Here is a 22818-nt window from a genome sequence, read left to right as displayed (position 1 = left end):
GTTCTACGACATGCGCGCGCCGCGCCGGGTGACACTCCGCTGGCGGGGGCGCAGGACGGCGGCAGTGGTGAGGCCTGCCAGGAGGAGGAGAGTCCAGAGGAGGTGGGCTGTGCTGGAGATCGCGCGTTGGGTGGACGTGGCGACGTCTCGGGGCGTCGGGGCCGCGATTCGGTAGAGGGCGAGGTCGGCGTCCTGGTACACCAATTCCGCGGCTGCGAGGGTCTTTTCGGCGTCGCCGTGGGGGCCGGGTGTGGTGCGTTCCACCACGATCCAGCCGACGCCGAGGGCGGCGAGTTCGGTCGGGGGTGCGCCTCGGAGTAGTGCCTGTTCGACGGTGCGGGCCCGGTTGCCCTCACCGTTGACGGCGTAGCCGCGGACTCGGAGCTCGCCGGTTTGCAAGACGTCGTTCGGGAGGATGCGGGGCGCCGGGTCGAGGACGGGAGCTGTTCCGCTGTAGGGGAATCGGCGGAACATGCCGGCCGGGAGGACGGCGACATCGCCCGGCGCGTCCATGCGCTCGACGACCCGCGCCCACCCCGCCGGATAGTGCACCGGGCGCATCTCACCACCCACTCCCCAGGCCAGGTCGGCGAGCGGGAGGATCAGGAGTGCGATGAAAAGGGCGGCGACAGTGGAGGTTCCACGTCGGATTCGTGCCTCATCGGCCACCGGCACGACGCTGTTGTCCGAGTGCCCCGGCTCCGCGCGGTCCGAGTCGGCCCCTGCTCGGACCAAGTCCGCCGGCCCCGCTGTGTCCGAGTCCGCCGAGCTGTCGTGGACCGGGTCTGATGGCACGGCATGGTCCGAGACCGCTGACTCGGCCACGTTCGTGTTGCCTGGATCGGCATGCCGCGAGTTCGTCCCACCAGCCCTGGGCTCCGGTCGTGCCCACGCTGTCCGGCGCGCCCAGCCGAGCACCGTCGCGCACGCGGCTGCCGCGCACAGTGCGTAGGCGGGCATCGCCAGCGCCACGTACTTCTGGGTATCGCGCAGCAGGCCCGCACCGGGGACGTGCACCACCAGCCACTCGCCGACCGCGAGACCGGGGCCGGTCGCGCCCAGCGCGGGCAGCACGATCGCGACCGCCGCGATCACCAATAGTGCCCGGCCGTTCCGTCCCAGCGCCCACACGGCGCGCACGCCGAGCGCGACGATGCCGAGCAGCAACAGGGTGCCGACCAGCGCCAACGGTGTCGTCCGCGTGGCAGGCACCGCCTCGCTGTTCCAGATACCGCCCAGCCCGGCCAGGCTGCCCAGCGTGCCGAGCCACGGTTCGGCACGGGCCGCGAACGCCGACACGCCCGCCGGATCCGACGGCTCGGCCCCCGATCCGAGCGCCGTCGCTGTCAGCCAGGGCGCGCAGGTGACGATCCACAGGACCGTCGCGGGCAGGAACGCCCGCCGCCCGACCAGGGCGAGCCCGATGATCGCGGCCAGCAGCGACCCGGTGGGCGTCAGCCCGGCCGCCGCGAAACCGGCCGTCAGCGCCGCCCATGCGCCGACCGCCGCAGCTCCTTCGCGGCCGCCGGCTTCGGCCCGGCCGACCGGTCTGGCACTGCTCGCGCCCTCCACACCATCGCCGCGCACCTCCGCGGCGGCCTGCGGACCATCACCGCTCGCGATATCGGTGGAGTCCCTGCGAGAGGTGTTCGTACCTGCCCGTGTGCTCGTAGCCGCGTGGGTGTCAGCCGGTGGCTGTGTGCCCGGATCGGTGCGCGCATCCGCGGGGAGTCGCGGGCACGCGGCGGTGTCGGTGCTGGCGGGCGAGCGACCGCGCCGGGTCGCTTGCCTGACGCGGGCGGCGGCCAGGGCGGTCCAGGGGAGAGCGGCGTAGCCGGCGAGGAGGCTCCAGTGGCCCTGGAGGAGGCGTTCGGCGACGAAGGGGTTCCAGAGGGCGAGGGTGGCGGCGACCAGCTGGGCGGGGGTCGAGGCGGTGAGGAATTCGCGGGCGAGGACGGCGGCGCCGTAACCGGCGGCCCACAGGGCGACGATCAGGATCGCCTTCACCAGGAGGCCGCCGTCGATCACCGGGGACAGCACGGCGAGCAGCGCGTCCTGGGGGACGGCGCGCGGTGCGGCGGCGCCGAGGCCGAGGGCGGAATCGGTGAGGTAGGAACGCGGAGTGCTCACGGCATCGCGGAGCAGCAGGTAGCCCGACCCGGCCAGCGGTCCGACGATGATCAGCGCGAGCAGTGCGCAATAACCGGCCACCCAGGCCCGCGCACGCCTATCTCCCGTCACGCCAGTGCACCTTACGTTCTGTCGAGGGTCCACGGGCCCGGCGGGCCAGCGGGCACCAAGGTGAGTCCGGTCGGACTCACATTTTCGGGGTACTGGTGATGCGTGGGGCGTCGAGGTGCGACGATGAGGCGTGTCCTCGGTCCGTCGCCCCCCTGTCGTTGCTGACCTGACCTGGGTGACGGCCGGCGCGATGACCGCCAACGTCGCCGGGTACCTGCTGCAACTGCTCGCGGGCCGCTGGCTCGGCGTCGCCGGGTACAGCGAGTTCGCGAGCCTGCTCGCCGTGCAGCTGCTGTGCGCCGTCCCCGCGCTGGCCATGCAGAACGTGGTCGCGCGCGAGGTGGTACGCGGCGCGGATCTGCGGGCGGTGCGGGCGATGCAGTGGCGGTGTGCCGCGCTGGTCGCCGCGGTCGCCGTGGTGCTGGTGCCGGTGGTCGCCGGGCTACTGCACGTCGGCGTGTGGGCGGCCGCCGCCGCGCTCGGTGCGGCGCCCGCACTGGTCGTGCTCTCCGGCGAACAGGGAATTCTCCAGGGCGGCAACCACTTCCGCGCACTCGCCACGGTGCTCGCGATGGCCGGTACGGCGCGCGTCGCGCCCGCGCTGGTCGCGCTCGCCCTCGGCGGCGGTGCGGCCGGTGCCCTGTGGGCCGGCGCGGCGGGCATCGTCTGCGCCGCGATCATCGCAGGCCGCATCGCCCGATCGACTGCGCGGGATCGCGACGCGCCGCACCCGGACTCGGCCGTCCCGGCGAAGGGGCAGGCGATCGGTGTGCTGCCGGTGCTGCGGGCGGTGCAGGTGCAGGCGGCGCTGATGGCGTTGTCGTCGGCGGACCTGATCGTCGTGCGGATCGTGCTCGACGACATCGACGCGAGCCGCTACTCGCTGGGCACCATCGCCACCAAGATCGCGTTTTGGTTGCCGCAGGCGGTCGGCGTCGTGTTGTATCCGCGCATGGCCCAGCCGACGCATTCGGCGCGCGCGATCCGCGACGCGCTGTCGGTGCTGTCGATCATCGGCGTCGTTGCGGTGCTCGGCGCCGCGCTGGCTGCCCCGCTCGCCCCGCTGTTCGCCGGGCAGGACTATGCCCCGATCCAGGGCCTGCTGTGGATGTTCGCCCTGCACGGCGCCATTCTGGCCGTCCTGCAAGGTGCCCTGCTGTCGGCGATCGCCGTCGAACGGACCGCGCTCGCCGCCGTCACCTGGGTCGGCCTGGTCCTCGAGGTGACCCTCATGCTCACCTTCGCCCGCACCATCGGCGCCCTGATCACCACTGCCGTCTCGGTAGCCGCCGTGACCACCCTGATCGTCGCGGTCGTCGTCCTCCGCACCGCCGCCCGCGCCACCACCCCCGATCAGGCGCCCGCCGTCACCAGCGGCACCGCTCCCTGAGCGTCCTCGGCCTGCCACCTCGCGTACCCCCACAGACATCCACATCCGGGGGGATGGCTGTGGACAATCCACCGGCGACGCGCCACGACGTCGCGGGACCCGGCGGACGTGCGGAAACGACAACGGCCCCGGTCGTGAAGACCGGGGCCGTGCTCGGGAGCGGTATCCCTCAGGGACGCTTGTTGATATCGATCTGCTCGGTCGGCGCGTCGTAGTCGCCCCGGGTGAACTGGGTGGTCGGCGCGTCGTCGGGGGCAGCGGTGGGAGCGGGCGTCGGACGGGTGCCGCGCGGGCTGGCGTGCTGCGGAGTGTTCCCGCCACGCAGGCCCAGGAACAGGCCGGCGATCAGGGCGATCACACCGAGGATGCCGAACACGATCGGGACGACGCGGCCGAACAGCGACAGCTTGTCGGTGTTCTCCTTGGCGATCGCGATCTGCGACTCGACGGTGTTCTCGTCGAACACGATGTGCGACTTGAGCGCGGTCACCTCGGGCTTGTCGCCCGAACGGGCGTAGAACAGGTGGATCGACTCGCCGCCCTTGATGACGGTGCCGGTCTCCGGCTCGACCCACAGGTCACGCACGTTGGTGTAGTAGCGGGTCATGGTGACCGGCGTGTCGCCCGGCACATCGGTGACGCCCCACTTCGACGCGGGCAGGGTCAGCCGGTTGGTCGGCGACTGCACGACGTCCCAGGTGCTGGTGACCGGCGCGGTCATCTGGAAGTAGTAGACCTTCGTGTTGTTGATCTCGGTCTCTTCGATGAAGTTCGCGTCGAAGGACTTGCGCACGTTGATGTCGAAGTACGGGTACGTCTTCTTCTCGGTGCCGATCGGGAAGCGGTAGCCGAGGCCGGTGTGCTGCACTGGCTCCATGACGCTGCCGTCCTTGTTGACGGTGACCGCGATCGAGCCGTTGGGCTCGGTGTCGACCGGCTCGCCGGTGGTGCGCGAGATGGTGACCCGGTCGATGGCCGCGGTGAGCAGACCGGTGTCGCCCTGCACGTCGGTGCGGCGCAGCGTCTGGCCTGCCTGCAGCGTCATGTTGTCGGCGTCGGAGGGTTCCTCGACGGTGACGAAGCGCTGCGAGATCAGCGGCACGTCCTTGTTCACGACGGCGGGTCCGTCGCCGGTGGTCAGCGACTTGGAGTCGAGGACGAGGCTGTCCTCGCCCTTCTGGTTCTCGGCGATCGTGGTGATCTCGAGGTCGAGCGGAGTCTTGGCCACCTTGCTCACCGTGTAGGTGGGGATCATCAGCGCGGCGACGAGTAATGCCGCGCCCAGACCCACGAGCACGCAGGCGACCGTCCTTCTGGTACCGGCACTCAGTGCCATGCAAACTCTCCTCGTCGTTCGAACACGGATGCTCCGGTGGTCTGGTATTGCACCCTAAGCCCTCGTGAGCCCCGACACTAACAGCCTGGCCGCACAGTGTGCCGTGCTGCGCCCGGTAAAACGCCGACACGGCAGACTGGAGCGTGATGACGACCGCCACCGCCCCCGTTTCACCGCCTCGCGCCTTCAATCCCGCCCTCGAAGGGATGCGCGGGATGGCGGCACTCGGTGTGCTGTTGACCCACGTCGCGTTCCAGACCGGCACGAGCGGGATCACGGTGCTCGGCCCGATCCTCGAGCGCTTCGACATGGCGGTCGCGGTGTTCTTCGCGCTGTCGGGATACCTGCTGTGGCGCCCGCACGCGGCGGTCGCGCGTGGGCTCGGCGCCGCCCCGAGCACGGCCCGCTACCTCTTGCATCGCCTGATGCGGATCGTGCCCGCGTACTGGGCGGTCGTGGTGTTCGTGCTGTTGCTGCTGCCCGGCGCGGCGCAGTCGGCGAACCTGCGGGTGTGGGTGTCGAACCTGTTCCTGCTCCAGGTGTTCGTGCCGCTGACCCTGACCGAGGGCCTCACCCAGATGTGGAGTCTGTCGGTGGAGGTGGCGTTCTATCTGGTGCTGCCGCTGCTGGCCTTCGCGATCGTGCGGCTGCGCGGCGCGGCGGCGCGCTGGCGTGTCCCGGTGATCTGCGCGCTGATGGCGGTGACCCTGACCTGGAATCTGTGGCCGGTGCCGACCCCCGACGCTATCCACTCCGACAACTGGCTGCCCGGCTATCTGCCCTGGTTCGCCGCGGGCATGCTGCTCGCCGAGCTGATCTACCAGGTGCGCCCCGGTACCTGGTGGCACCGGCCGTTCGCGAGTCAGCCGCTGATGTGGGCGCTGGCGCTGGCCGCCTTCCTGCTCTCGGCGACCGAGTTCGGCGGACCGGCCGGGCTCGAACGCGCCCAGCCCTGGCAGTACGCGATGAAGATGCTGCTCGGCACGATCATCGGATTCGGTCTGCTCGCCCCCCTGGTCCTGCGCCCGATCGATGCCGGCCCGCACCGCTGGCTGGAATCGGCCACCGCGGCCACCCTCGGCCGCTGGTCCTACGGCATCTTCCTGTGGCATCTGGTGGTGCTCACCATGGTGTTCCCGGTGTTCGGCGTGCTGCCGTTCAACGGCCACTTCGGGTACGTCCTCGTGCTCACCACCGCGCTGACCCTGCCGCTGGCCGCTGCCAGCTTCGCGCTGATCGAGGACCCGGCCCGGCGGCTGGCCCGGCGCTGGGACAAGGCCGTCACGGCGAGGGCCGCCGCCCGCAAGCGGGCCGGGTCGGTGCCGGCGAGCGAGCACGCCGATCTCGGTGATGGCGCGCGCTGATCGAAGCCGGTCAGCGCTCCTGGTCACCGAGCGGCACGCCTTCGCGGCCTGCTCACGGGGGAGGGTCAGCCCCGGCGACGCGGTAGCGCCGCGATGCCGACCGCGATGACCGCGAGGACAGCGGGTGCCTGCGCCCACAGCGATCCGCCCATGTAGGTGGTCCCCGATCGCCACGTCCCGGTCGACAGCACGGCCGCCGAGATCAGCGTCCCCAGCCCCGCCACCCACGGCAGCACCCGCGCCGTCAGCACGGGCCGGTACCAGCTCCCGGCCAGCGCGAGCACCGAGCACACCGCGCCGAAGGGACCGGATACGACGGTAGCCACCCCGGTGAGCCCGACCGCGCCGATCCAGCGCGGACCCCAGGTCCCTGGCGCCGGACCGGGATCCGGCACCGGACGGCGCCGCGGAATCGCCAGCAGTGCCAGCGGAATCAACAGCAGCAGCCCGCCGAAGATGGCGAGCCGGTACCAGCGGTCGGCCGGGAACGACACGGTGATCTCCCCGGTCGTGCCCGCCGGGACCACCCACGCCTGCTGCCACCCGTCGACGACCACCGGCGACAGCTCGCGCCCGTCGGCGGTGTGCGCCTGCCAGCCGACATTGGTGCTCAGCGGGAGCACGAGCAGTCGCGTGCCCGGATCGGCGGATGCCTGCGCGATCGGATCGGTGCGCACCAGCCGCAACCGGTCGACGGTGAACAGCTCGGTCGGCGCGATGGTGAGGTCGGGATGCCCGGGCAGCAGTTCGATATCGGCCGCGTCCTCGGCGCACGCCCGCGCCGACACCGGTGCGCCGGAACGCAGTTCGTCGGCGGTGGCGGTGATCGTGGTGTGCACGGTGCGGCCGCCGATCGCGATCACGGGACCGTCCGCGCAGCCGATGGTGACCAGCCGGTCGTTCGCGGCGTGCGCCGGGTACTCGGGCCCGAGCACCTCCACCTCGGCCAGGCCGGACGGCTGGGTGAGGACGAACCCGAGCGCGGTCCGGTCGAGCACCTCGTTCCAGCTCTGGATGCTGATCTCGATGCGATCGGTGACGGTGGGGTACAGCGAGATCCGCGCGGGTTCCCCGTGCTCGCGCTCGGGCAGTTCGCGGACCTGCGGACCGTTGCCGAGGTTCACCGCGACGGCCGTGGCGGTCGCGGGGAGACCGCCGAGCGCGGTGGTGATGTCGAGCCCGGTGACCTCGGCGGGTTCCGGAAGTTCCAGTACCAGGGTGGGTTTGGCCCCGGCGAGCCCGCGGACGGTGGCTTCCGGCGCGGTCCAGGTGGTCTTCGGGTCGCCGTCGGTGGCGGCGAAGGCCGCGCCGCGCAGGTCGCCGACATCGGCCTTGCCACGCGCCACCGGGCGGGTGTGGTCGGTGAGCAGGGCCTCGAGCGCCGGTCCGGGCCGGGTGCGCACGGTCAGGTCGGTGGTGGCGGTGAGCGGTTCGGCAACGGCGAGGGTACGGCCGAAGACGCCGGGCTCCTCGGCGGGCAGTCCGAGCCCCCTGCTGCAGTGCACCCGGTCGGGGCCGTCGAAACAGGCACTGCGCCCAGGGAATTCCTGGCCGAGGTCCCAGCCGGTCACGGTGGTGCCTGGCGCGACGTCGGGCAGCACGATCCGGTGCCGGATGTCGACCCGCACCGGCGCGTCCCGCACGGTGTAGTCGTCGAGGGTGAGTTCACTGATCCCGAACTGGCCACCGCTGGTACCGGTTTCGGTCCGCGAGGCGGTGACCATCACCCAGTCCGTCCTGCCCGCGGGCAGCGGAACGGTCACCGGCGCACCGGGTTCGGTGATCCGCGCCGACACCGTGCCACGGGAGGTGCGGACCTCGACCCACTTCACCGGGTCGCCCAGTGCGGCGGCGGTGGTGGTGAAGCGCAGTGAGCCGGTGGTGATCGGCTGGTCCAGATCGAGCCGGAGCCACTGTCCGAGCGCGGATTCGGCGCCGTTGCTGATCCAGGCGGTGCTCGGGTCGCCGTCGACGGCGGCGGCGGTGGAGCTGCCGGGCGCGGCGCCGCCGATCTGGGTGGCGTCGGCGGCGGAACTGGACGCGGTCACCTGCGCGCCGGACCATTCGCCCCGGACCAGGGGGGTGCCGTCGACCGGGTAGTCGGGCACCAGGTTGTGGGTGCGCCGGGCGTCGTCGGCGGCGCGGACGGCGGAGTTGTGGTTGTCGACCCGGCCGAAATCGGACTCGCGATCCATCGGGGTGTCGGTCAGCAGGACCGGCTTCGGCGGCAGGCCTGCGCGCGCGGCGTCGGCGGTGAGAAGTACGGGGGCCGTGGGGTTTCCGGTGTCGCGGCGGATCCGCTCCAGCACTTCGGGGCCGCCCTGGACGACCGGCACCGCGTCCAGCGGCACGGTGTACGCGCCGGGGAATCCCGGCGGCGCGCCGGTCCCGCTGCGCACCTGCACCGGGGTGCCCGGCGGCGGCACCTCGACCTGGTAGATCTCGATCGCCGGATACGCGGGCTGGAGGTCGTTGTCGACGACCAGGCCCGTGTCCGCCACGCGCGGCCCGATCAGCGCGCCGAATTCGGCCACCTTGGTCAGCCCCGGCGAGCCCTCGATGGCCCGGTGCGCCAGCATCGGCCGGGTCGAGCGGGAGGTCTCGGGGTCGAGATCGTTGCGCAACACCAGGATTCCGATGCCCTGATCGGCGAGGGTGGCGGCCAGCCCGGTCGAGGGCCTGCCGTCGGCGATCAGCCGCTGCACCGAATCCATCGCGCGGATGGTGCCCGGCGGATTCAGCGGGACCGAATCGCGCACGGCCCAGGGCGTACTGGCCAGGGCCTGCAAGGGCTCGTCGCGGGTCAGTCCCCAGATCTGGCTGCCGAACGGCGCGCCCGGCACCACGAGCGCGCGGGTGTCGGCGGCGTGGTTGGCCAGCCACTCGGCGGTGTCGGTCCAGTACGCCGGCACCTGGTCGTAGGCGCCGCGCGGCGCGAGCTTGCCGGTCCAGGCCAGCGAGGTGGCCAGGGCGAGCGCGGCCAGGATCAACGCGGCGACGGCGACGATCCGGTCCCGCTCCGGGTGCGCGAAGGCGTCGCGCCACTCGCGCAGCGGCACCGAGGCGGGCAGCGGCACCCGGCCGAGCAGATGGGCCAGGCCGATCACCAGCGGCAGGCGGATCAGCGGTTCCAGCTTGTGCACATTGCGCAGCGGCGCGCCGCCGGAGTCGAGGAACACCCGCACCGACTCGGCGAACGGACCGCCGAGTTCGCCGACGTAGCCCGCGCAGATGCCGGCCAGCCCGACCAGCAGGATCAGCGTGAACCGGCCCCGGTACGGCAGGGACGACCGGGCCAGCCCGGCCATGCCCGCCGCCGCGAGCAGCCCGGTCGCGAGCACCGCGGCGGGCTGGGTGACCAGCACCGCGCCCGCGATGCGCTCCGGCGAGACGAACGGGGTCCAGCTGTCGGTGCCGCGTAGCACCTCGCTCAGCGAGGCCCACTGGGTCGTCACCCCCGAGGACTCGATGTAGTCGAGGAACGGCGGGCTCACCTTGCCGAGCAGCAGCAGCGGCACGACCCACCAGAAGGTCGCCAGCACGAGCAGCGGAATCCACGCCGCCGTGAACCGCCACCAGCGGCGATTCGGCCGATAGGAGGCCCACCAGAGCGCGGCGGGCAGGAACGCGGCCACGGTCGCGACGGCGTTCACCGAGCCCATCAGGGCCAGCGCGAGAGCGCTACCGGCCGGGGAGAGTGCCCCACCGCGCCGCGGGCTGCCACCTTTCGTCCGCACCGCGACCCCGAGGGCGGCGGGCGCGAGCAGCACCCATGGCGCGAGCATCATCGGCAGCGTCTCCGAGGAGATCGAGCCGAGCGTGGTGAGCACCCGCGGCGACAACGCGAACGCGATACCGGCGATCACCCGCGAGCCTCGCGCGCCGATCCCCAGCGTCTCGCACAGCTTGACGATGCCCCAGAACCCGGCCAGCAGCAGCAGCGCCCACCAGACGCGCTGAGTCACCCAGGCGGGCAGGTGCAGCAGATGACCGGCGGAGAAGAAGGTGCCGTGCGGGAAGAAGTAGCCGTAGGCCTGGTTCTGCACCTGGCCCATCGGAGCCTGACTGCTCCACAGGTGCGAGGCCCGTGCGAGGAACCCGAGCGGGTTCTGGGCGAGGTCGTACTTGGTGTCCGCGACGGTGAGTCCTGGCGCCTGCGCGAACGTCAGGACGAAGGCGGCTACAACCGTGCCGACGAACCAGCGCCAACCCAGTGGAGCCGTGTCCGGGTGCCCCGCTAGGGGGCGTGACGCGCGGGCGTCGGACTCAGCGGCTGCCGTATTCAGGAGCGTTGAGCAGCGAGGAATCCTTGTCACCGCTGCGGTCGATCTCCGGCGCCGTGTTCTGCTGCACCGCGGCCGTGATCGCGAAGACGGCGATTGCGCTCAGCAGGGCGCCGCCGACCGCGCTGGCAACAGCCGGAACAGCAAACTTCATCGCGCACTCCAATACGCTCGACGTCGGGGTGGTACTTCGGCCAACCTAGCAGGTGTCACCCGCCAAGTCGGTGTTCGGGCACGCCGCAATGTAGCGCGCCGAGCAGTGTGCGGAATTTGGCGGTGGTCTCGGCGAGCTCGGCCGCCGGATCAGAGGCCGCCACGATCCCGCCGCCCGCGCTCGCTCGCAGCGTTCGCCCGTCGGCCGCGAGCTCGGCGCCGCGGATCGCGACCACCCATTCGCCGTCGCCGTCGTCGGCGCACCAGCCGACCGCGCCGCCGTAGAAGCCGCGGCGGGGTTCGTCGGCGGTGATCGCGGCGAGCGCGGCGGCGAACGGTGTCCCGTTGACGGCGGGCGTCGGGTGCAGCAGCAGTGCCAGGTCGAGCGCGGTGGTCGACGGGTCGCGCAGCACGCCGTGGATCGGGGTGGCCAGGTGCCAGACCTGTTCGGTGCTCAGCAGTTCGGGCGCGTCGGGGATGTGCAGCTCGCGGCAGACCGGGGTCAGCCGCTGCCGGATCCACTCGATCACGTAGCCGTGCTCGTCGCGGTTCTTCGTGCTCGACAGCAGCTCTCGGGCCTGTGCCGCGTCGGCGGCCGGATCGGCGAGGCGGGGCAGGGTGCCCGCGAGCGGATGCAGGCTGACGCGGGTGCCGTGCCGCGCGACGAGCACCTCCGGCGTCGCGCCGAGCAGCGTCTCGCCCGGTCGCCCGGCGGCCGTCAGATCCACCGCGTACACGGTGGCGTTCGGATGCCGGATCAGCAGCTGACCGGCGACGACCTCCGGTTCCAGCGGCGCGTCGGCCTCGATCAGCAGCGTCCGCGCGGCGACCACCTTGCGCAGCTCGTTGCCCGGATCCCCGAGCAGTTCGACCAGTTTGGTCACCCGCGCCACGTGCTCTGCCGCGGTGGGCAGCTCGGCGACGACCCGGACCGCGGGCAGTTCCGGCAGCGCGGCGGGCCGCCACGGCCCGGCCGTGTGCAGTGCCGTCTCGGGCTGCCACAGCGCCGCGGGCTCGTCCGGATCGAACGGCAGCGCGCCGACGATCAGTCGCGGTCCGGTACCGCTGCCGGGCGCCGTCCACCGGCGCAGCGCGTCGACCGCCTGCCGCGGGTCGGGGTAGCTCGCGCGTACCCCCGCCGCGCGCAGCACCCCGTCCGGGCGGGCCAGCAGGAATCGGTTCATGGTGTCTCGACCATAGCTTCGCCGAGCGGGCCCGGGAACGGGGGAGCGATCGAACTCTCAGTGCTCCGGCGGCACCAGCAACACCGGCCGGTGCCCGTGCTTGAGCACCGCCTCGGCCACGCTGCTGTGCAGCAGCGCGCGCAGTCCGGTGGCGCCGCGGGTGCCCGCGACGATGATGTCGACGTCGAGCTCGTCGGCACAGTCCACGATCGCGTTCCAGATCGTGGTCGTGCACTCCGCGGTGCGCGGTTCGGCGTGGATGCCCGCGAGTTCGGCCAGGTGCACGCCCTCGGCGTTGATCTTGCGGGCATCGGTGTAGGCGATGTCCTCGATCTCCTCGTCGGGCACCCACTCCGGTTGCATCACCCCGGCCAGCCCGGAGATGCGGGCGGCCTGGCGCACCATCGGCTCCCATGCGGTGAGCAGGATCGCGCGCTCGGCGGTGAGGAAGCGGCCCGCGTACTCGATGGCCCGCTTGGCGTGTTCGGAACCGTCGTAGGCGATGAGCATCCGATCGCAAGCCATGACGACCTCCTGCGCTGGTACAGCGTCTGTGCTGAAAGATTACCCCCGGTGGGAGGGTTCAATCGGCAACCGGTTCCACGGGTCGTGGCGGGACGGGGCTACCGTGGAGCGCATGCGGAAATCGCCTGTGGTCGTGTTCGCAGTTTTGGCCGCCGTCGCCACCGCCTGTTCGGGAGGATCGTCGACCGAGACGACACCCGCGGCGAGCAGCACCGGCGTCCCCACCTCGGCGCAAAGTGGTGACGCGTCGTCGCCCGTGACGGGCACGCCCGCGCAATCCGCTTGCGGCGCCGACTATCTCGCGAAATTGACCCAGCGGGAGAAGCTCGCGCAGCTGCTGACCGTCGGCATCACCGGCTCGGCCGATGCCTCGAACGTGGTGAGTACCGAGCAGGTCGGCGGCATCTTCATCGGCAGCTGGACCGATCCCGGCCTGCTGAACAACACTCAGCTCGACGCGGTGAAGGCGCTGGCCAAGGCACCGCTGATGGTGACCATCGACGAGGAGGGCGGGCGGGTCTCGCGCGCCAAGAACCTCATCGGCGTGGCGCCCTCGGCCAGGGAGGTTGCGCAGAGCCAGACGTCCGAGCAGTACTACCAGAACACGCTGACCAGGTCGAAGGCATTGAAGGACCTCGGCGTCACCGTCGACTTCGCCCCCGATGTCGATGTGAGCAGCCAGCCCGCCGACAGCGTCATCGGTGACCGCTCCTACAGCGACGACCCGCAGGTCGTGACCGAGTACGCGGACGCCTACATCCGCGCCTCCACCGAGGTCGGCCTCGGCTCGGTCATCAAGCACTTCCCCGGCCACGGCTCCGGCTCGGGTGATTCGCACACCGGCGCGGTCCGCACGCCGCCGCTGTCGGAACTGCAGAACAAGGACCTGGTCCCGTTCCGCAACCTGGTGACCTCCGGCGCGGCCGTCATGGTGGGCCACCTCGACGTGCCCGGCCTGACCGAGCCCGACGTCCCGGCCAGCATCAGCCCGGCCGTGATGTCGCTGCTGCGCGAGGGCACCGGCTACGGCGCGCCGCCGTTCGACGGCCCGATCTTCACCGACGATCTCGGCGGCATGGCGGCCATCACCGCGCGCATGTCGATCGCCGACGCGGTGGAGGCGGCATTGGTCGCCGGCGCCGACAATGCCCTGTGGATCAGTACCGACGCGGTGCCGCAGGTGCTCGACCGTTTGGAACAGTCGGTCGCGAGTGGCAAACTGCCCGCCGACCGGGTCGACGCCTCCGTGCTGCGGATGGCGCGCTACAAGGGCGCACAGCTGGGCTGCTGAGGCAGCTCGGCGACTGTGCGGCAAATGGGCACGGGTGAACTTACCTTGGAGTAATATAGGGGTTCACCCTGCGGTAGGAGAGTGGATGGCGGGCGGAACGAAGCGACTTCCCAGAGCGGTTCGTGAGCAGCAGATGCTCGACGCCGCCGTCGAGGTATTCGCGCGCAAGGGCTTCCACGACACGTCGATGGACGCCATCGCCGCCGAGGCGAAAATCTCCAAGCCCATGCTCTACCTGTATTACGGCTCCAAGGACGAGTTGTTCCGGGCGTGCATCCAGCGCGAGGGCCTGCGCTTCATCGAGGCCGTCGCGCCCGCGGGCAACCCGCAACTCACCCCGCACGAGCAGGTGCGCACGGCGCTCGAGGGCTTCCTCGATTTCGTCGACCGCAACCGGCAGTCGTGGCAGGTGCTCTATCGGCAGGCAATCGGTCAGCAAGCTTTCGCGTCGGAGATCGACAATGCGCGCGAGCGGGTCATCGAGCTCACCGCCAAACTGCTCGAGTCCAGTGCCAAGCACGCCGATCCCGGGACCAATTTCGAGGTCGTCGCGGCCGCGGTGATCGGGGCCGGCGAGGCCATCGCCGACCGGGTCGCCGGTGGCCGGATCGAGGTGGCCGAGGCCGTCGACCTGCTCGACGATCTGGCCTGGCGTGGTCTGGCCGGTCGCAAGAAGGCGGAATAGCCGGCCAGCGGTTGCTCGCGCCCGCCCGACCTGCCATCGTGCTCGACAGCGGGCGCTGAGGGCGCGGCCATCGCCGGACCGGGGCGGGGCCGCGGCGCGGGCGCTCGGGAGTTCCATGACAGACGGGGTGGCAGTGTTCGGTGTATTGAAGCCGTGTGCGCACGGCGCGGCGAAGTACGGCATCGATCCGGGGCAGTGGCAGGCGCATATGTGCGGGCTGTGTCTCGGCTTGCGCGACGGGCAAGGTCAGCTGGCCCGCGCCGCCACCAATACCGACGCGATCGTGCTGAGTGTGCTCACCGAGGCCCAGTCCGGTGCCGCCGGCGCCCGGACCACCGCCGGGCCGTGCCCGCTGCGGGGGATGCGCCGCGCCTCGGTGGTCGTGGCGAACGCGCCCGGTGTCCAGCTGGCCGCCACGGCCGCACTGCTGTTGGGGGCGGCCAAGATTCGCGACCACGTCGACGACGGTGACGCCGGACGGCTCGCTCGCCGCCCGATGCGGCGGGTCGCCGGGAGCTGGTCGGCGGCCGCCCAGACGCAGGCCGACCGGATCGGCCTGGACGTCGGCCCGTTGCTCACGGCTATCGACAGTCAGTCGGCACTGGAGGCGCTGGCCGCGCCGATCACCCTCGACCAGCTGACCGGCCCGACGCAACTCTGCGCAGCCACCCTGTTCGGGCACACCGCCACCCTCGCCGGTCGCCCGGAAAACGTTGCGGCCCTCTCGGAGATCGGCCGCCACCTCGGCCGCATCGCCCACCTCGCCGACGCCATCGAGGACCTCGAACGCGATCGCCTGCGCGGCCGCTTCAACCCGCCGAGGCCACCGGCACCGATCTGCCGCGCGCCTATGATCTGCTGCGCGAGAGCGAATCCCGCATCCGCGAGGCCGCCGCCGAGGCGCGGATCGACCAACTGCCCACCGTCCGCTGGGCACTGCTCGATCCGCTGGCCGCGCTACTGCGCAGGCTGGGTCAGGGCCTCGGCCTGGCCGTCGGGCATGCCTGTCGCACTTCGCCTGTCGCGCAACAGCAGACGCCGTACCAGTTCCCGTCCCCGCCCGGGCGCCGCCCGAACCGGCCCGGCCCGCTGAAGGCGGGTGGGCTGATCCTGGGCGTCTACTGCACCGGCGTGGCCTGCTGTGTCGACCACACCAGCCCCTGCACCGGCGAGCAGAAGGACGCCTGGGCCAAACACTGCGACTGCGGCGACTGCTGCGATTGCGGTGACTGCTGTAGCAACTGCTGCGGCGAGGACTGCGGGTGCGGCGACTGCTGTAGCTGCGACTGCAACTGCTAGGAAATCCTCACTCGCACTTCACGATCGGGATCGGGTCGTACTTCACGGTCCGGGTGTGCCGCGATACCTGGGCGCCGGTCTTGCGATCGGTGATCACCCGGGTGTCGGAGATGGTGAACCCGGGCGCGCCCTCGGAGGCGATGCAGTCCTTGCCCTTGGGCAGGGTGATCTCCTGCGGCTCGGTCGGTTTCGACTTCTCGCCGGTGATCGACTCCACGTCGACGGTCTTGGTGCCCCACAGGCGCACGGTGATGTCCGAGCCCGTCGCGACCGCCTGGATGTAGATGCCGGTCGTGGTGTTGTTGCGGAACGCCAGGTCGATCGCGCCGTCGAACACGGTGGCTTCGCGCGCCGCCGGGTACCGCGAGATGTAGTAGCTGTGCTCGGTGTGGCCCGCGTCCTCCATGCCGGCGAAGTAGGCCGCGTTGTACAGCGTGGTGGCGAACTGGCTGATGCCGCCGCCGACCGCGGTGCTCGGCCTGCCCTTGTCGATGATGCCGGACTCGACGTACCCCTCCGCGGCGGTGCGCGGACCGGTGAACTCGTTGAGCGAGAAGGTATCTCCCGGCTTCACCACCGCGCCGTCGACCTTGGCGGCAACGGTGCGGATGTTCACGCCGGACGGGCCGCTGAAGCCGCCGGTGGTGAACTGGCCGACCATCTCGGTGATGCCGAGCGCGTTGGCGGCGTCGGTGGTGAGCTTCGGCTCGATCCGCTGGTACACCGCCTCGGCGGTGCGGTCGCCTGCCACGGTGAGCAGGGCGGGCAGCTTCTCCAGCGTCTTGGGCCAGTCGACCTTGTTGCCCACCACGGCGGGCACCACGGTCGGCTTGCCCGCGCCGACGGTGAAGGTTGCGTCCTTGGGCTCCACCTCCGAGGTCGCCAATTGTGGTGCGAGCAGGGCGATCGCGGCGTCGTTGTCGATCCTGGGCGCCAGGCCGCCGTTCCCGTCGGGCACGAAGGTGAGCACCCGGGCGATCTCCGCCGGCGTGAGGTCGGCGCGAATGTCCTTGCCGCTCACCGTGATCGGGGCGGAGATCGCCGGGGTGGCGATATCGCGCAGCGCGGCCTGCACGGCCTCGGTGCGCACCGCGACGGGTGCGGCCACCACCGGCAGGTCCAGTTCGCTGCTCGACGCCCAGCGCTCGGTGATCGTGGTGCGCGCGGCGGCGGTGTCGAGCACCCGGCCGGGCACCGGCGCGACCGCGACCGGCTTGCCGTTGTCGAACCGCACCGTGCCCTCGACGGTCGGGTTGTCGTGGGCCTGGAACCCGGCCACCTGCTGATCCAGCGCCGCCGCGTCGACGGTGCTGACCACCTGGACGTCGCGGGTACCGAACAGCGAGATCAGCCGGCGCACCGGATTGAGCGGTTGGTCGCCGACGGCGGCCCAGGTGCCGTCCCAGTCCACCTGCAGACCGGCCGTGGCCGGCACCATGCTGGCCTGCACGTCGCCGATCCGGACCGGCAGCGGGCGCTCGGCCTTGGGGCCGAGCTCGTCGTGGAGTAAGGCGTTCGCCTCGGCCTTGTCCATGCCGCCGATGTCGACCCCGGCGACGACGGTGCCGCGCGGCACCTCGCCGTTGCTCAGGGCCAGGTCGGCCAGGTAGGCGGCGGCGCCGACGGCGAACACGGCGCCGACGGCGATACCGATCCGCTTGGCCAGCTGCGGGGCGCCGGAGCCGGTCGGCGGCTGCGGGGCCGCCGGGGCGGGCGCGGGCGACCAGCGGTCACGTGACACGGTGGCTAGGGGCTGAGTGGGCAGGGCGGCGGTGACGTCGGCATCGAAAGTGCGATTTGCTTCGAGCAGCTTGCGTAGTCCGACCTCGCCCCTTGGTCGGTCGGCCGGTCCGCCGACATTCGACTCGCTGGGCACGGAGGTCCTTCCGTTGGGTGTTATGGCGTCGTCCTGGATCAGGTGCGCCCGGCCCCAGGTGTTTGGGGGGCCTCGGCCAAGGGTAATGGTGTTCGTCGCCCTCGGCACCCTGGCAACAATGGATGGACAGCAGGAAGGCTCCGCGTAGTTGCCGGGTCGGGGGTCTGGCAACTACACGGAGCCGATCTGTTTATCGCGGCCCGTTCCGGGGCGTTACAGCCGTTTTTCCGAGCAGTTTCGGCGGCCGCCGTGGCGCCGCTCAGCGGCTCAGCGGGTCCGCGCGAGACAATCGCACGTGAGACTCGACACCAGGTAGCGCACAACGAGGGAGAACTGATGCAGCTGGGAATGATCGGCCTCGGCCGGATGGGTGCCAACATCGTGCGCCGCATCGTGCGGGACGGGAACACCGCTGTCGGTCACGAACGCCATCAGGGTCACATCGACGAGCTGAAGGCCGAGCTCGGCGACAGCTTCGACGGCAGCACCGACCTGAAGGAATTCGTCGCCATGCTCGACGCCCCGCGCGTCGTGTGGGTGATGATCCCGGCGGGCGCGACCGGTGCCGCCATCGAGCAGCTGGCCGAGCTGCTCGAACCGGGCGACATCGTCATCGACGGCGGCAACAGTCGCTACCACGAGGACATCAAGCGCGCGAAGGCGTTGGCGCCCAAGGGCATCCACTACCTCGACATCGGCACCTCGGGCGGCGTGTTCGGCCTGAAGCGTGGCTTCTGCCTGATGATCGGCGGCGAGGCCGAGCAGGTGAAGTACCTCGAGCCGCTGTTCGAGTCGATCGCTCCCGGCGTCGAGGCCGCGCCGCGCACGCCCGGCCGCACCGGCGAGCCGACTCCGGCCGAGCAGGGCTGGCTGCATTGCGGCCCGGCCGGCGCGGGCCACTTCGTGAAGATGGTCCACAACGGCATCGAGTACGGCGCGATGGCCGCCTACGCCGAGGGCCTGAACATCCTCCAGCACGCGAACGTGGGCGCCGCGCAGGGCGACGGCGAGCACTCGGCCGAAGAGACCCCGCTGGAGCACCCCGAGTACTACCAGTACGACCTGGACATCCCGGACATCACCGAGGTGTGGCGCCGCGGCTCGGTCGTCGCCTCCTGGCTGCTCGATCTCACCGCGAGCGCCCTCTACGCCGACCCGAACCTGGACGGGTTCAGCGGTCGCGTCTCGGACTCCGGCGAGGGCCGCTGGACGGTCGACGCCGCCATCGACACCGCCGTGCCGGTCCCGGTGCTGTCCGCGGCCCTGTTCCAGCGCTTCTCCTCGCGCGGTGAGGCGCTCTACGCCGACAAGATGCTCTCGGCCATGCGCAAGGCGTTCGGCGGCCACAACGAGCTGCCCGAGCAGTAGCACGTCCAGGGGTATTGACACCCGCGCACCGGCCTTCCGTCGCCCCCGCGGGCGGCCGGTTTGCGCTTTTCGGGGTGATTCGGCGAAGCCGAAAAATCTCGGATGCTACCCCCGGCGACCCCTCCTCGAGAGTGAAACGATAATCTTCCACAAATATGAGAACACGTTCCTGTTTTCCAGGACAACCGTCCAGTCCAGCCGATATCTTCTGGCCAGAGGGGGGATAGACCACTCGATGAGGAATTCGTCCCGGCCGACTTCGCCGGGGCTTGGAGGAAAATCATGATCCGGACTTCGCGTATCGCCGCGGGCGTCGCCACCACCGCTCTGGTCGTCGCCGGTGCCGGTGTCGCTCTCGGTTCCGGCGTCGCCACCGCGGCGGGCTCCTGCTCGATCAGCAGCCACGCCGAGAAGCAGGACGCCAGCACCTGGGGCGTCACGCACGTCTACGACAAGACCGCCAGCGCCGAGCAGATCGGTGTCGGCACCTCGGTGACCTACAAGGTGGTCGTCGGCACCACCGGGATCGGCAATCCCTACGTCAACACCATCACCGACTTCCCGCCGGTCGGCTTCGGTGCCCCGACCAAGACCACCATCACCGCCTACCACGCGGTCGGCGGCCAGGTGACCGAGGACGTCACCCCCGAGCCGAACGCGGGCGGCTGGAAGGTCACCAGCACCGGCTGGTTCGTCAACTCCGGCAATCCGGTCACCCTGACCATCACCTACCCGGTGCCGGACAGCGTGACGGCCGGTCAGCAGGTCACCAGCGGTGGCGTCGGCGTCGCGGGCACCGTGGGTGTCGGCAACGAGATGCCGGGCCTCACCGCCTGCTTCACCGCGCGCGGCGCGAACGCGGGCGAGACCGTGATCGGCAGCCTCGGCGACAACGGCCTCGGCTCCTCCGACGGTCAGCTGAGCTCCACCGGCTCGCTCAGCGACATCATCTCCGACGTGCTGCGCAATCTGATCGGTAGCTGATCGCGTAGCACCTGGTCGCCGGGACGGTCTCGCGCTGCCGTCCCGGCGCTCTGGGTCTTCGCCACCGCCCCATCTGTAGTGAGGATTCATGTTCGTGTTCACCCGTTCCCGCGCGGTCGCGGTGTCGGCCATGGCACTGGTGCTGCTCTCGGTCGCCTCGATCGGCACCGCGGGCGCCGACGGCTCCCGGCTCGACCACATCGAGCGGCCGGGGCAGCGGCAGCAGACGCTGCACGTGTACTCGGCGGCCATGGACCGGGTGATCCCGCTGCAGGTCATCACCGCGAACGACACCAGCGTCCCGCGGCCCACGCTGTACCTGCTCAACGGCGCCGGCGGCGGTGAGGACCGGGCGAACTGGTACAACCAGACCGATATCGTGCAGTTCTTCGCCGACAAGAATGTCAATGTGGTCACGCCCGCCGCGGGCAAGTTCTCGTACTACACCGACTGGCAGCGCGACGATCCCAAGCTCGGCCGCAACAAGTGGCAGACCTTCCTGACCGAGGAACTGCCGCCGATCATCGACGACACACTCCACGCCAGCGGCGTCAATGCCATTGCCGGACTGTCGATGTCGGCCACCGCCGTGCTCAACCTGGCCATCGCGGCCCCCGACCGCTACCGCGCCGTCGGCGCCTACAGCGGCTGCGCCCAGGTCGCCGACCCGATCGGCCGCGCCTACGTCGACGTGGTCTTCGCCCGCGCCGGCGCCGACCCCGCCAATATGTGGGGCGCCCCCGGCGACCCCGCCTGGCAGGCCAACGACCCCTACCTCAACGCCGAACGCCTGCGCGGCAAGGCCATCTACCTCTCCAGCGCCACCGGCCTGCCCGGCGTCGCCGAGACTCTCCCGGCCGGCGCGAACCCCGGCAAGGTCATCGGCATGACCGATCAGATCCTGCTCGGCGGCGCCATCGAGGCCGCGGCCAACCTCTGCACCCAGCGCCTGGCCGCCCGCCTCCAGGAGCTGAACATCCCCGCCCAGACCGAATTCCGGGCCGCGGGCACCCACACCTGGAAGTACTGGGAACAGGACCTCCACAACTCCTGGCCGATGATCGCCGAGGCCATCGGAGCGTCCTGAACGCTTATAGCGCAACGTAATTCGCGCGGTCAAGCCCCGGAAAGTAGTGCATAACGAGCTGGTCGAGCGGCCCGATGAGTTTGTTAGTTCCGCTCAGTTCTTCTCGAAAGGCTCGTCATGCAACGTCGTATGGTCCGCATCCTGGTCGCCACCGCAGCTATCGCCGGCATCGCCGCAGGCGCATCCCCGGCCCTCGCCGCCCCCGCGACCCCGGCGGTGATCGCCGAATCCGGTTCCGCGGGTACCGGTTCCGCCGCCATCGACTTCCCCCTCGGCATCATCAAGCTCCTCATCTGCGGCCCCTGGGGCTCCACCCAGCCCCACCCCAACCCGATGTGCCGCTGACAATAAGCAACGGCGGGTGGCTTCCGATTGCGGAAACCACCCGCCGTCGTCGTTCTCAGCGCGTGACTAGCGCTCGATGATCGCCACGACGCCCTGGCCGCCCGCGGCGCAGATGGAGATCAGGGCGCGGCCGGAGCCCTTCTCCGCCAGCATCTTCGCGGTGGAGGCGACGACGCGGCCGCCGGTGGCGGCGAACGGGTGGCCCGCGGCGAGCGAGGAGCCGTTCACGTTGAGCTTGCTGCGGTCGATCGAGCCCAGCGCGCCGTCCAGGCCGAGGCGCTCCTTGCAGTAGGCGTCGGACTCCCACGCGGCCAGCGTGGCGAGGACCACGGAGGCGAAGGCCTCGTGGATCTCGTAGTAGTCGAAGTCCTGCAGGGTCAGGCCGTTGCGGGCGAGCAGGCGCGGCACCGCGTAGGTGGGCGCCATCAGCAGGCCGTCGGGGCCGTGGATGTAGTCCACCGCGGCGACCTCGGAGTCCACCAGGTGCGCGAGCACCGGCAGGTTGCGCTGCGCGGCCCACTCCTCGCTCGACAGCAACACCGCCGACGCGCCGTCGGTGAGCGGGGTCGAGTTGCCCGCGGTCATGGTGGCGTCGCCCAGCTTGGTGCCGAACACCGGCTTCAGGGTGGCCAGCTTCTCCACGGTCGAGCCGGGACGCAGGTTGTCGTCGCGGGTCAGGCCGAGGAACGGGGTGATCAGGTCGTCGAAGAAGCCGCGGTCGTAGGCGGCGGCCATGTTCTTGTGCGAGAGGTAGGCCAGCTCGTCCTGCGCCTCGCGGGCGATGCCGAACTCCTTGGCGGTGATGGCGGCGTGCTCACCCATCGACAGCCCGGTGCGCGGCTCGGCGTTGCGCGGGATCTCGATGCCGAGCATCGAGGGGCGCAGCTGGCCGACCAGCTTGACCCGGTCCTTGTTGGACTTGGCGCGGTTGGCGGTGAGCATCCACTCGCGCATGTCCTCGCTGACGCCGATCGGTGCGTCGGAGGTGGTGTCGGCGCCGCCGCCGATGCCGGACTCGATCCGGCCGAGGGCGATCGCGTCACCCACGGTGACGATCGACTGCAGGCCGGTGCCACAGGCGAGCTGCAGGTCGTGGGCGGGGGTGTAGGGCGAGAGCTTGGAGCCGAGCACGCTCTCGCGGATCAGGCTGTGCTCGCCGACCTTCTTGAGCACAGCGCCGCCGACGACCATGCCGAGGCGCTCGCCCTGCAGGCCGAAGCGGCTGACCAGCCCGTCGAGGGTGGCGGTGAACATGTCCTGGTTCGACGCCTTCGCGTAGGCCTTGTCGGAGCGAGCGAACGGGATTCGGTTACCGCCAACGATCGCGACCGGGCGCTGGGTCTTCGCGGACTTGGCGGTGTTGGCCTTGGCTGTCGCCGAGCGGGCTTTGCTTGTCACTCGAGTTCT

The 22818-nt window shown here is 71.0% G+C and carries 17 protein-coding genes; 9 read left to right on the top strand and 8 right to left on the bottom strand.

All coding sequences use genetic code 11. The annotated features are described in order from the left end of the window. Positions 1–3 precede the first annotated feature (3 nt). Positions 4–2241: an MmpA family trehalose lipid delivery protein gene (locus tag NV348_RS14495; protein ID WP_447147420.1), complete on the bottom strand. Its 2238-nt coding sequence runs from the start codon at positions 2239–2241 to the stop codon at positions 4–6. Positions 2242–2431: 190 nt separating this feature from the next. Here NV348_RS14495 and NV348_RS14490 point away from each other — a divergent pair, with 190 nt between their 5' ends. Beyond that, entirely contained in the window at positions 2432–3631 is a 1200-nt protein-coding gene (locus NV348_RS14490; protein ID WP_447147419.1) for a polysaccharide biosynthesis protein, read from the top strand. Positions 3632–3800: 169 nt separating this feature from the next. On the opposite strand, the gene pgfA is transcribed toward NV348_RS14490, so the two are convergent. Beyond that, the gene (pgfA, locus tag NV348_RS14485) at positions 3801–4967 is read right to left on the bottom strand and encodes a cell envelope lipid trafficking protein PgfA (protein WP_447147418.1); all 1167 of its coding nucleotides are present in this window, start codon (positions 4965–4967) and stop codon (positions 3801–3803) included. Positions 4968–5113: 146 nt separating this feature from the next. Here pgfA and NV348_RS14480 point away from each other — a divergent pair, with 146 nt between their 5' ends. After that, positions 5114–6331: an acyltransferase family protein gene (locus NV348_RS14480; protein WP_447147417.1), complete on the top strand. Its 1218-nt coding sequence runs from the start codon at positions 5114–5116 to the stop codon at positions 6329–6331. Positions 6332–6396: 65 nt separating this feature from the next. On the opposite strand, the gene NV348_RS14475 is transcribed toward NV348_RS14480, so the two are convergent. From NV348_RS14475 to NV348_RS14460, 4 genes are read right to left on the bottom strand one after another with little or no spacing between them, the layout of a single operon-like run. After that, entirely contained in the window at positions 6397–10617 is a 4221-nt protein-coding gene (locus tag NV348_RS14475) for an alpha-(1->3)-arabinofuranosyltransferase (protein WP_447151037.1), read from the bottom strand. After that, entirely contained in the window at positions 10598–10768 is a 171-nt protein-coding gene (locus tag NV348_RS14470; RefSeq protein WP_218716029.1) for a DUF2613 domain-containing protein, read from the bottom strand. Before NV348_RS14470 ends, NV348_RS14475 begins: the two co-directional genes overlap by 20 nt. A 55-nt stretch (positions 10769–10823) precedes the next feature. Beyond that, positions 10824–11951, bottom strand: a complete 1128-nt coding sequence (locus tag NV348_RS14465; protein WP_447147416.1) for an isochorismate synthase — start codon at positions 11949–11951, stop codon at positions 10824–10826. Positions 11952–12008: 57 nt separating this feature from the next. Further along, positions 12009–12476, bottom strand: coding sequence for a universal stress protein (locus NV348_RS14460; RefSeq protein ID WP_447147415.1), 468 nt, complete (start codon positions 12474–12476; stop codon positions 12009–12011). Positions 12477–12588: 112 nt separating this feature from the next. Between NV348_RS14460 and NV348_RS14455 the strand changes: the two genes are divergently transcribed. From NV348_RS14455 to NV348_RS14445, 3 genes are all read left to right on the top strand, one after another. Further along, on the top strand, positions 12589–13767 hold the full coding sequence (locus tag NV348_RS14455; RefSeq protein ID WP_447147414.1) for a glycoside hydrolase family 3 N-terminal domain-containing protein: 1179 nt from the start codon (positions 12589–12591) through the stop codon (positions 13765–13767). An 85-nt stretch (positions 13768–13852) separates the two neighbouring features. After that, a complete protein-coding gene (locus tag NV348_RS14450) occupies positions 13853–14452 on the top strand; it encodes a TetR/AcrR family transcriptional regulator (RefSeq protein ID WP_218716025.1) in 600 nt (199 codons plus the stop codon). Between the two features lie 115 nt (positions 14453–14567). Further along, a complete protein-coding gene (locus NV348_RS14445; protein WP_447147413.1) occupies positions 14568–15545 on the top strand; it encodes a DUF5685 family protein in 978 nt (325 codons plus the stop codon). A 213-nt stretch (positions 15546–15758) separates the two neighbouring features. On the opposite strand, the gene NV348_RS14440 is transcribed toward NV348_RS14445, so the two are convergent. Next, positions 15759–17627, bottom strand: a complete 1869-nt coding sequence (locus NV348_RS14440; protein WP_447147412.1) for a VanW family protein — start codon at positions 17625–17627, stop codon at positions 15759–15761. Positions 17628–17963: 336 nt separating this feature from the next. On the opposite strand from NV348_RS14440, the gene gnd reads away from it, so the two are divergent. The 4 genes from gnd (at position 17964) to NV348_RS14420 (ending at position 21411) form a co-directional block, all read left to right on the top strand. Then, a complete protein-coding gene (gene gnd, locus NV348_RS14435; protein WP_447147411.1) occupies positions 17964–18995 on the top strand; it encodes a phosphogluconate dehydrogenase (NAD(+)-dependent, decarboxylating) in 1032 nt (343 codons plus the stop codon). Between the two features lie 282 nt (positions 18996–19277). Beyond that, positions 19278–19979, top strand: coding sequence for a hypothetical protein (locus NV348_RS14430; RefSeq protein ID WP_447147410.1), 702 nt, complete (start codon positions 19278–19280; stop codon positions 19977–19979). Positions 19980–20067: 88 nt separating this feature from the next. Beyond that, on the top strand, positions 20068–21066 hold the full coding sequence (locus NV348_RS14425; RefSeq protein ID WP_447147409.1) for an alpha/beta hydrolase: 999 nt from the start codon (positions 20068–20070) through the stop codon (positions 21064–21066). Positions 21067–21183: 117 nt separating this feature from the next. After that, the gene (locus tag NV348_RS14420; RefSeq protein WP_447147408.1) at positions 21184–21411 is read left to right on the top strand and encodes a hypothetical protein; all 228 of its coding nucleotides are present in this window, start codon (positions 21184–21186) and stop codon (positions 21409–21411) included. 66 nt (positions 21412–21477) lie between these two features. On the opposite strand, the gene NV348_RS14415 is transcribed toward NV348_RS14420, so the two are convergent. Next, positions 21478–22809, bottom strand: coding sequence for an acetyl-CoA C-acetyltransferase (locus NV348_RS14415; protein ID WP_447147407.1), 1332 nt, complete (start codon positions 22807–22809; stop codon positions 21478–21480). Positions 22810–22818: the final 9 nt, after the last annotated feature.

This window comes from Nocardia fodinahabitans, from assembly GCF_052983615.1.
This window is presented reverse-complemented; position numbering and strand designations above follow the sequence as displayed.

What these genes read in the sequence shown, in the direction of transcription:
- NV348_RS14425 (WP_447147409.1), top strand. Translation starts at nt 20,068, where the DNA reads ATGTTCGTGTTCACCCGTTCCCGCGCGGTCGCGGTGTCGGCCATGGCA.
- NV348_RS14420 (WP_447147408.1), top strand. Translation starts at nt 21,184, where the DNA reads ATGCAACGTCGTATGGTCCGCATCCTGGTCGCCACCGCAGCTATCGCC.
- pgfA (WP_447147418.1), bottom strand. Translation starts at nt 4,967, where the DNA reads ATGGCACTGAGTGCCGGTACCAGAAGGACGGTCGCCTGCGTGCTCGTG.
- NV348_RS14490 (WP_447147419.1), top strand. Translation starts at nt 2,432, where the DNA reads ATGACCGCCAACGTCGCCGGGTACCTGCTGCAACTGCTCGCGGGCCGC.
- NV348_RS14465 (WP_447147416.1), bottom strand. Translation starts at nt 11,951, where the DNA reads ATGAACCGATTCCTGCTGGCCCGCCCGGACGGGGTGCTGCGCGCGGCG.
- gnd (WP_447147411.1), top strand. Translation starts at nt 17,964, where the DNA reads ATGCAGCTGGGAATGATCGGCCTCGGCCGGATGGGTGCCAACATCGTG.
- NV348_RS14430 (WP_447147410.1), top strand. Translation starts at nt 19,278, where the DNA reads ATGATCCGGACTTCGCGTATCGCCGCGGGCGTCGCCACCACCGCTCTG.
- NV348_RS14455 (WP_447147414.1), top strand. Translation starts at nt 12,589, where the DNA reads ATGCGGAAATCGCCTGTGGTCGTGTTCGCAGTTTTGGCCGCCGTCGCC.
- NV348_RS14480 (WP_447147417.1), top strand. Translation starts at nt 5,114, where the DNA reads ATGACGACCGCCACCGCCCCCGTTTCACCGCCTCGCGCCTTCAATCCC.
- NV348_RS14460 (WP_447147415.1), bottom strand. Translation starts at nt 12,476, where the DNA reads ATGGCTTGCGATCGGATGCTCATCGCCTACGACGGTTCCGAACACGCC.
- NV348_RS14470 (WP_218716029.1), bottom strand. Translation starts at nt 10,768, where the DNA reads ATGAAGTTTGCTGTTCCGGCTGTTGCCAGCGCGGTCGGCGGCGCCCTG.
- NV348_RS14445 (WP_447147413.1), top strand. Translation starts at nt 14,568, where the DNA reads ATGACAGACGGGGTGGCAGTGTTCGGTGTATTGAAGCCGTGTGCGCAC.
- NV348_RS14450 (WP_218716025.1), top strand. Translation starts at nt 13,853, where the DNA reads ATGGCGGGCGGAACGAAGCGACTTCCCAGAGCGGTTCGTGAGCAGCAG.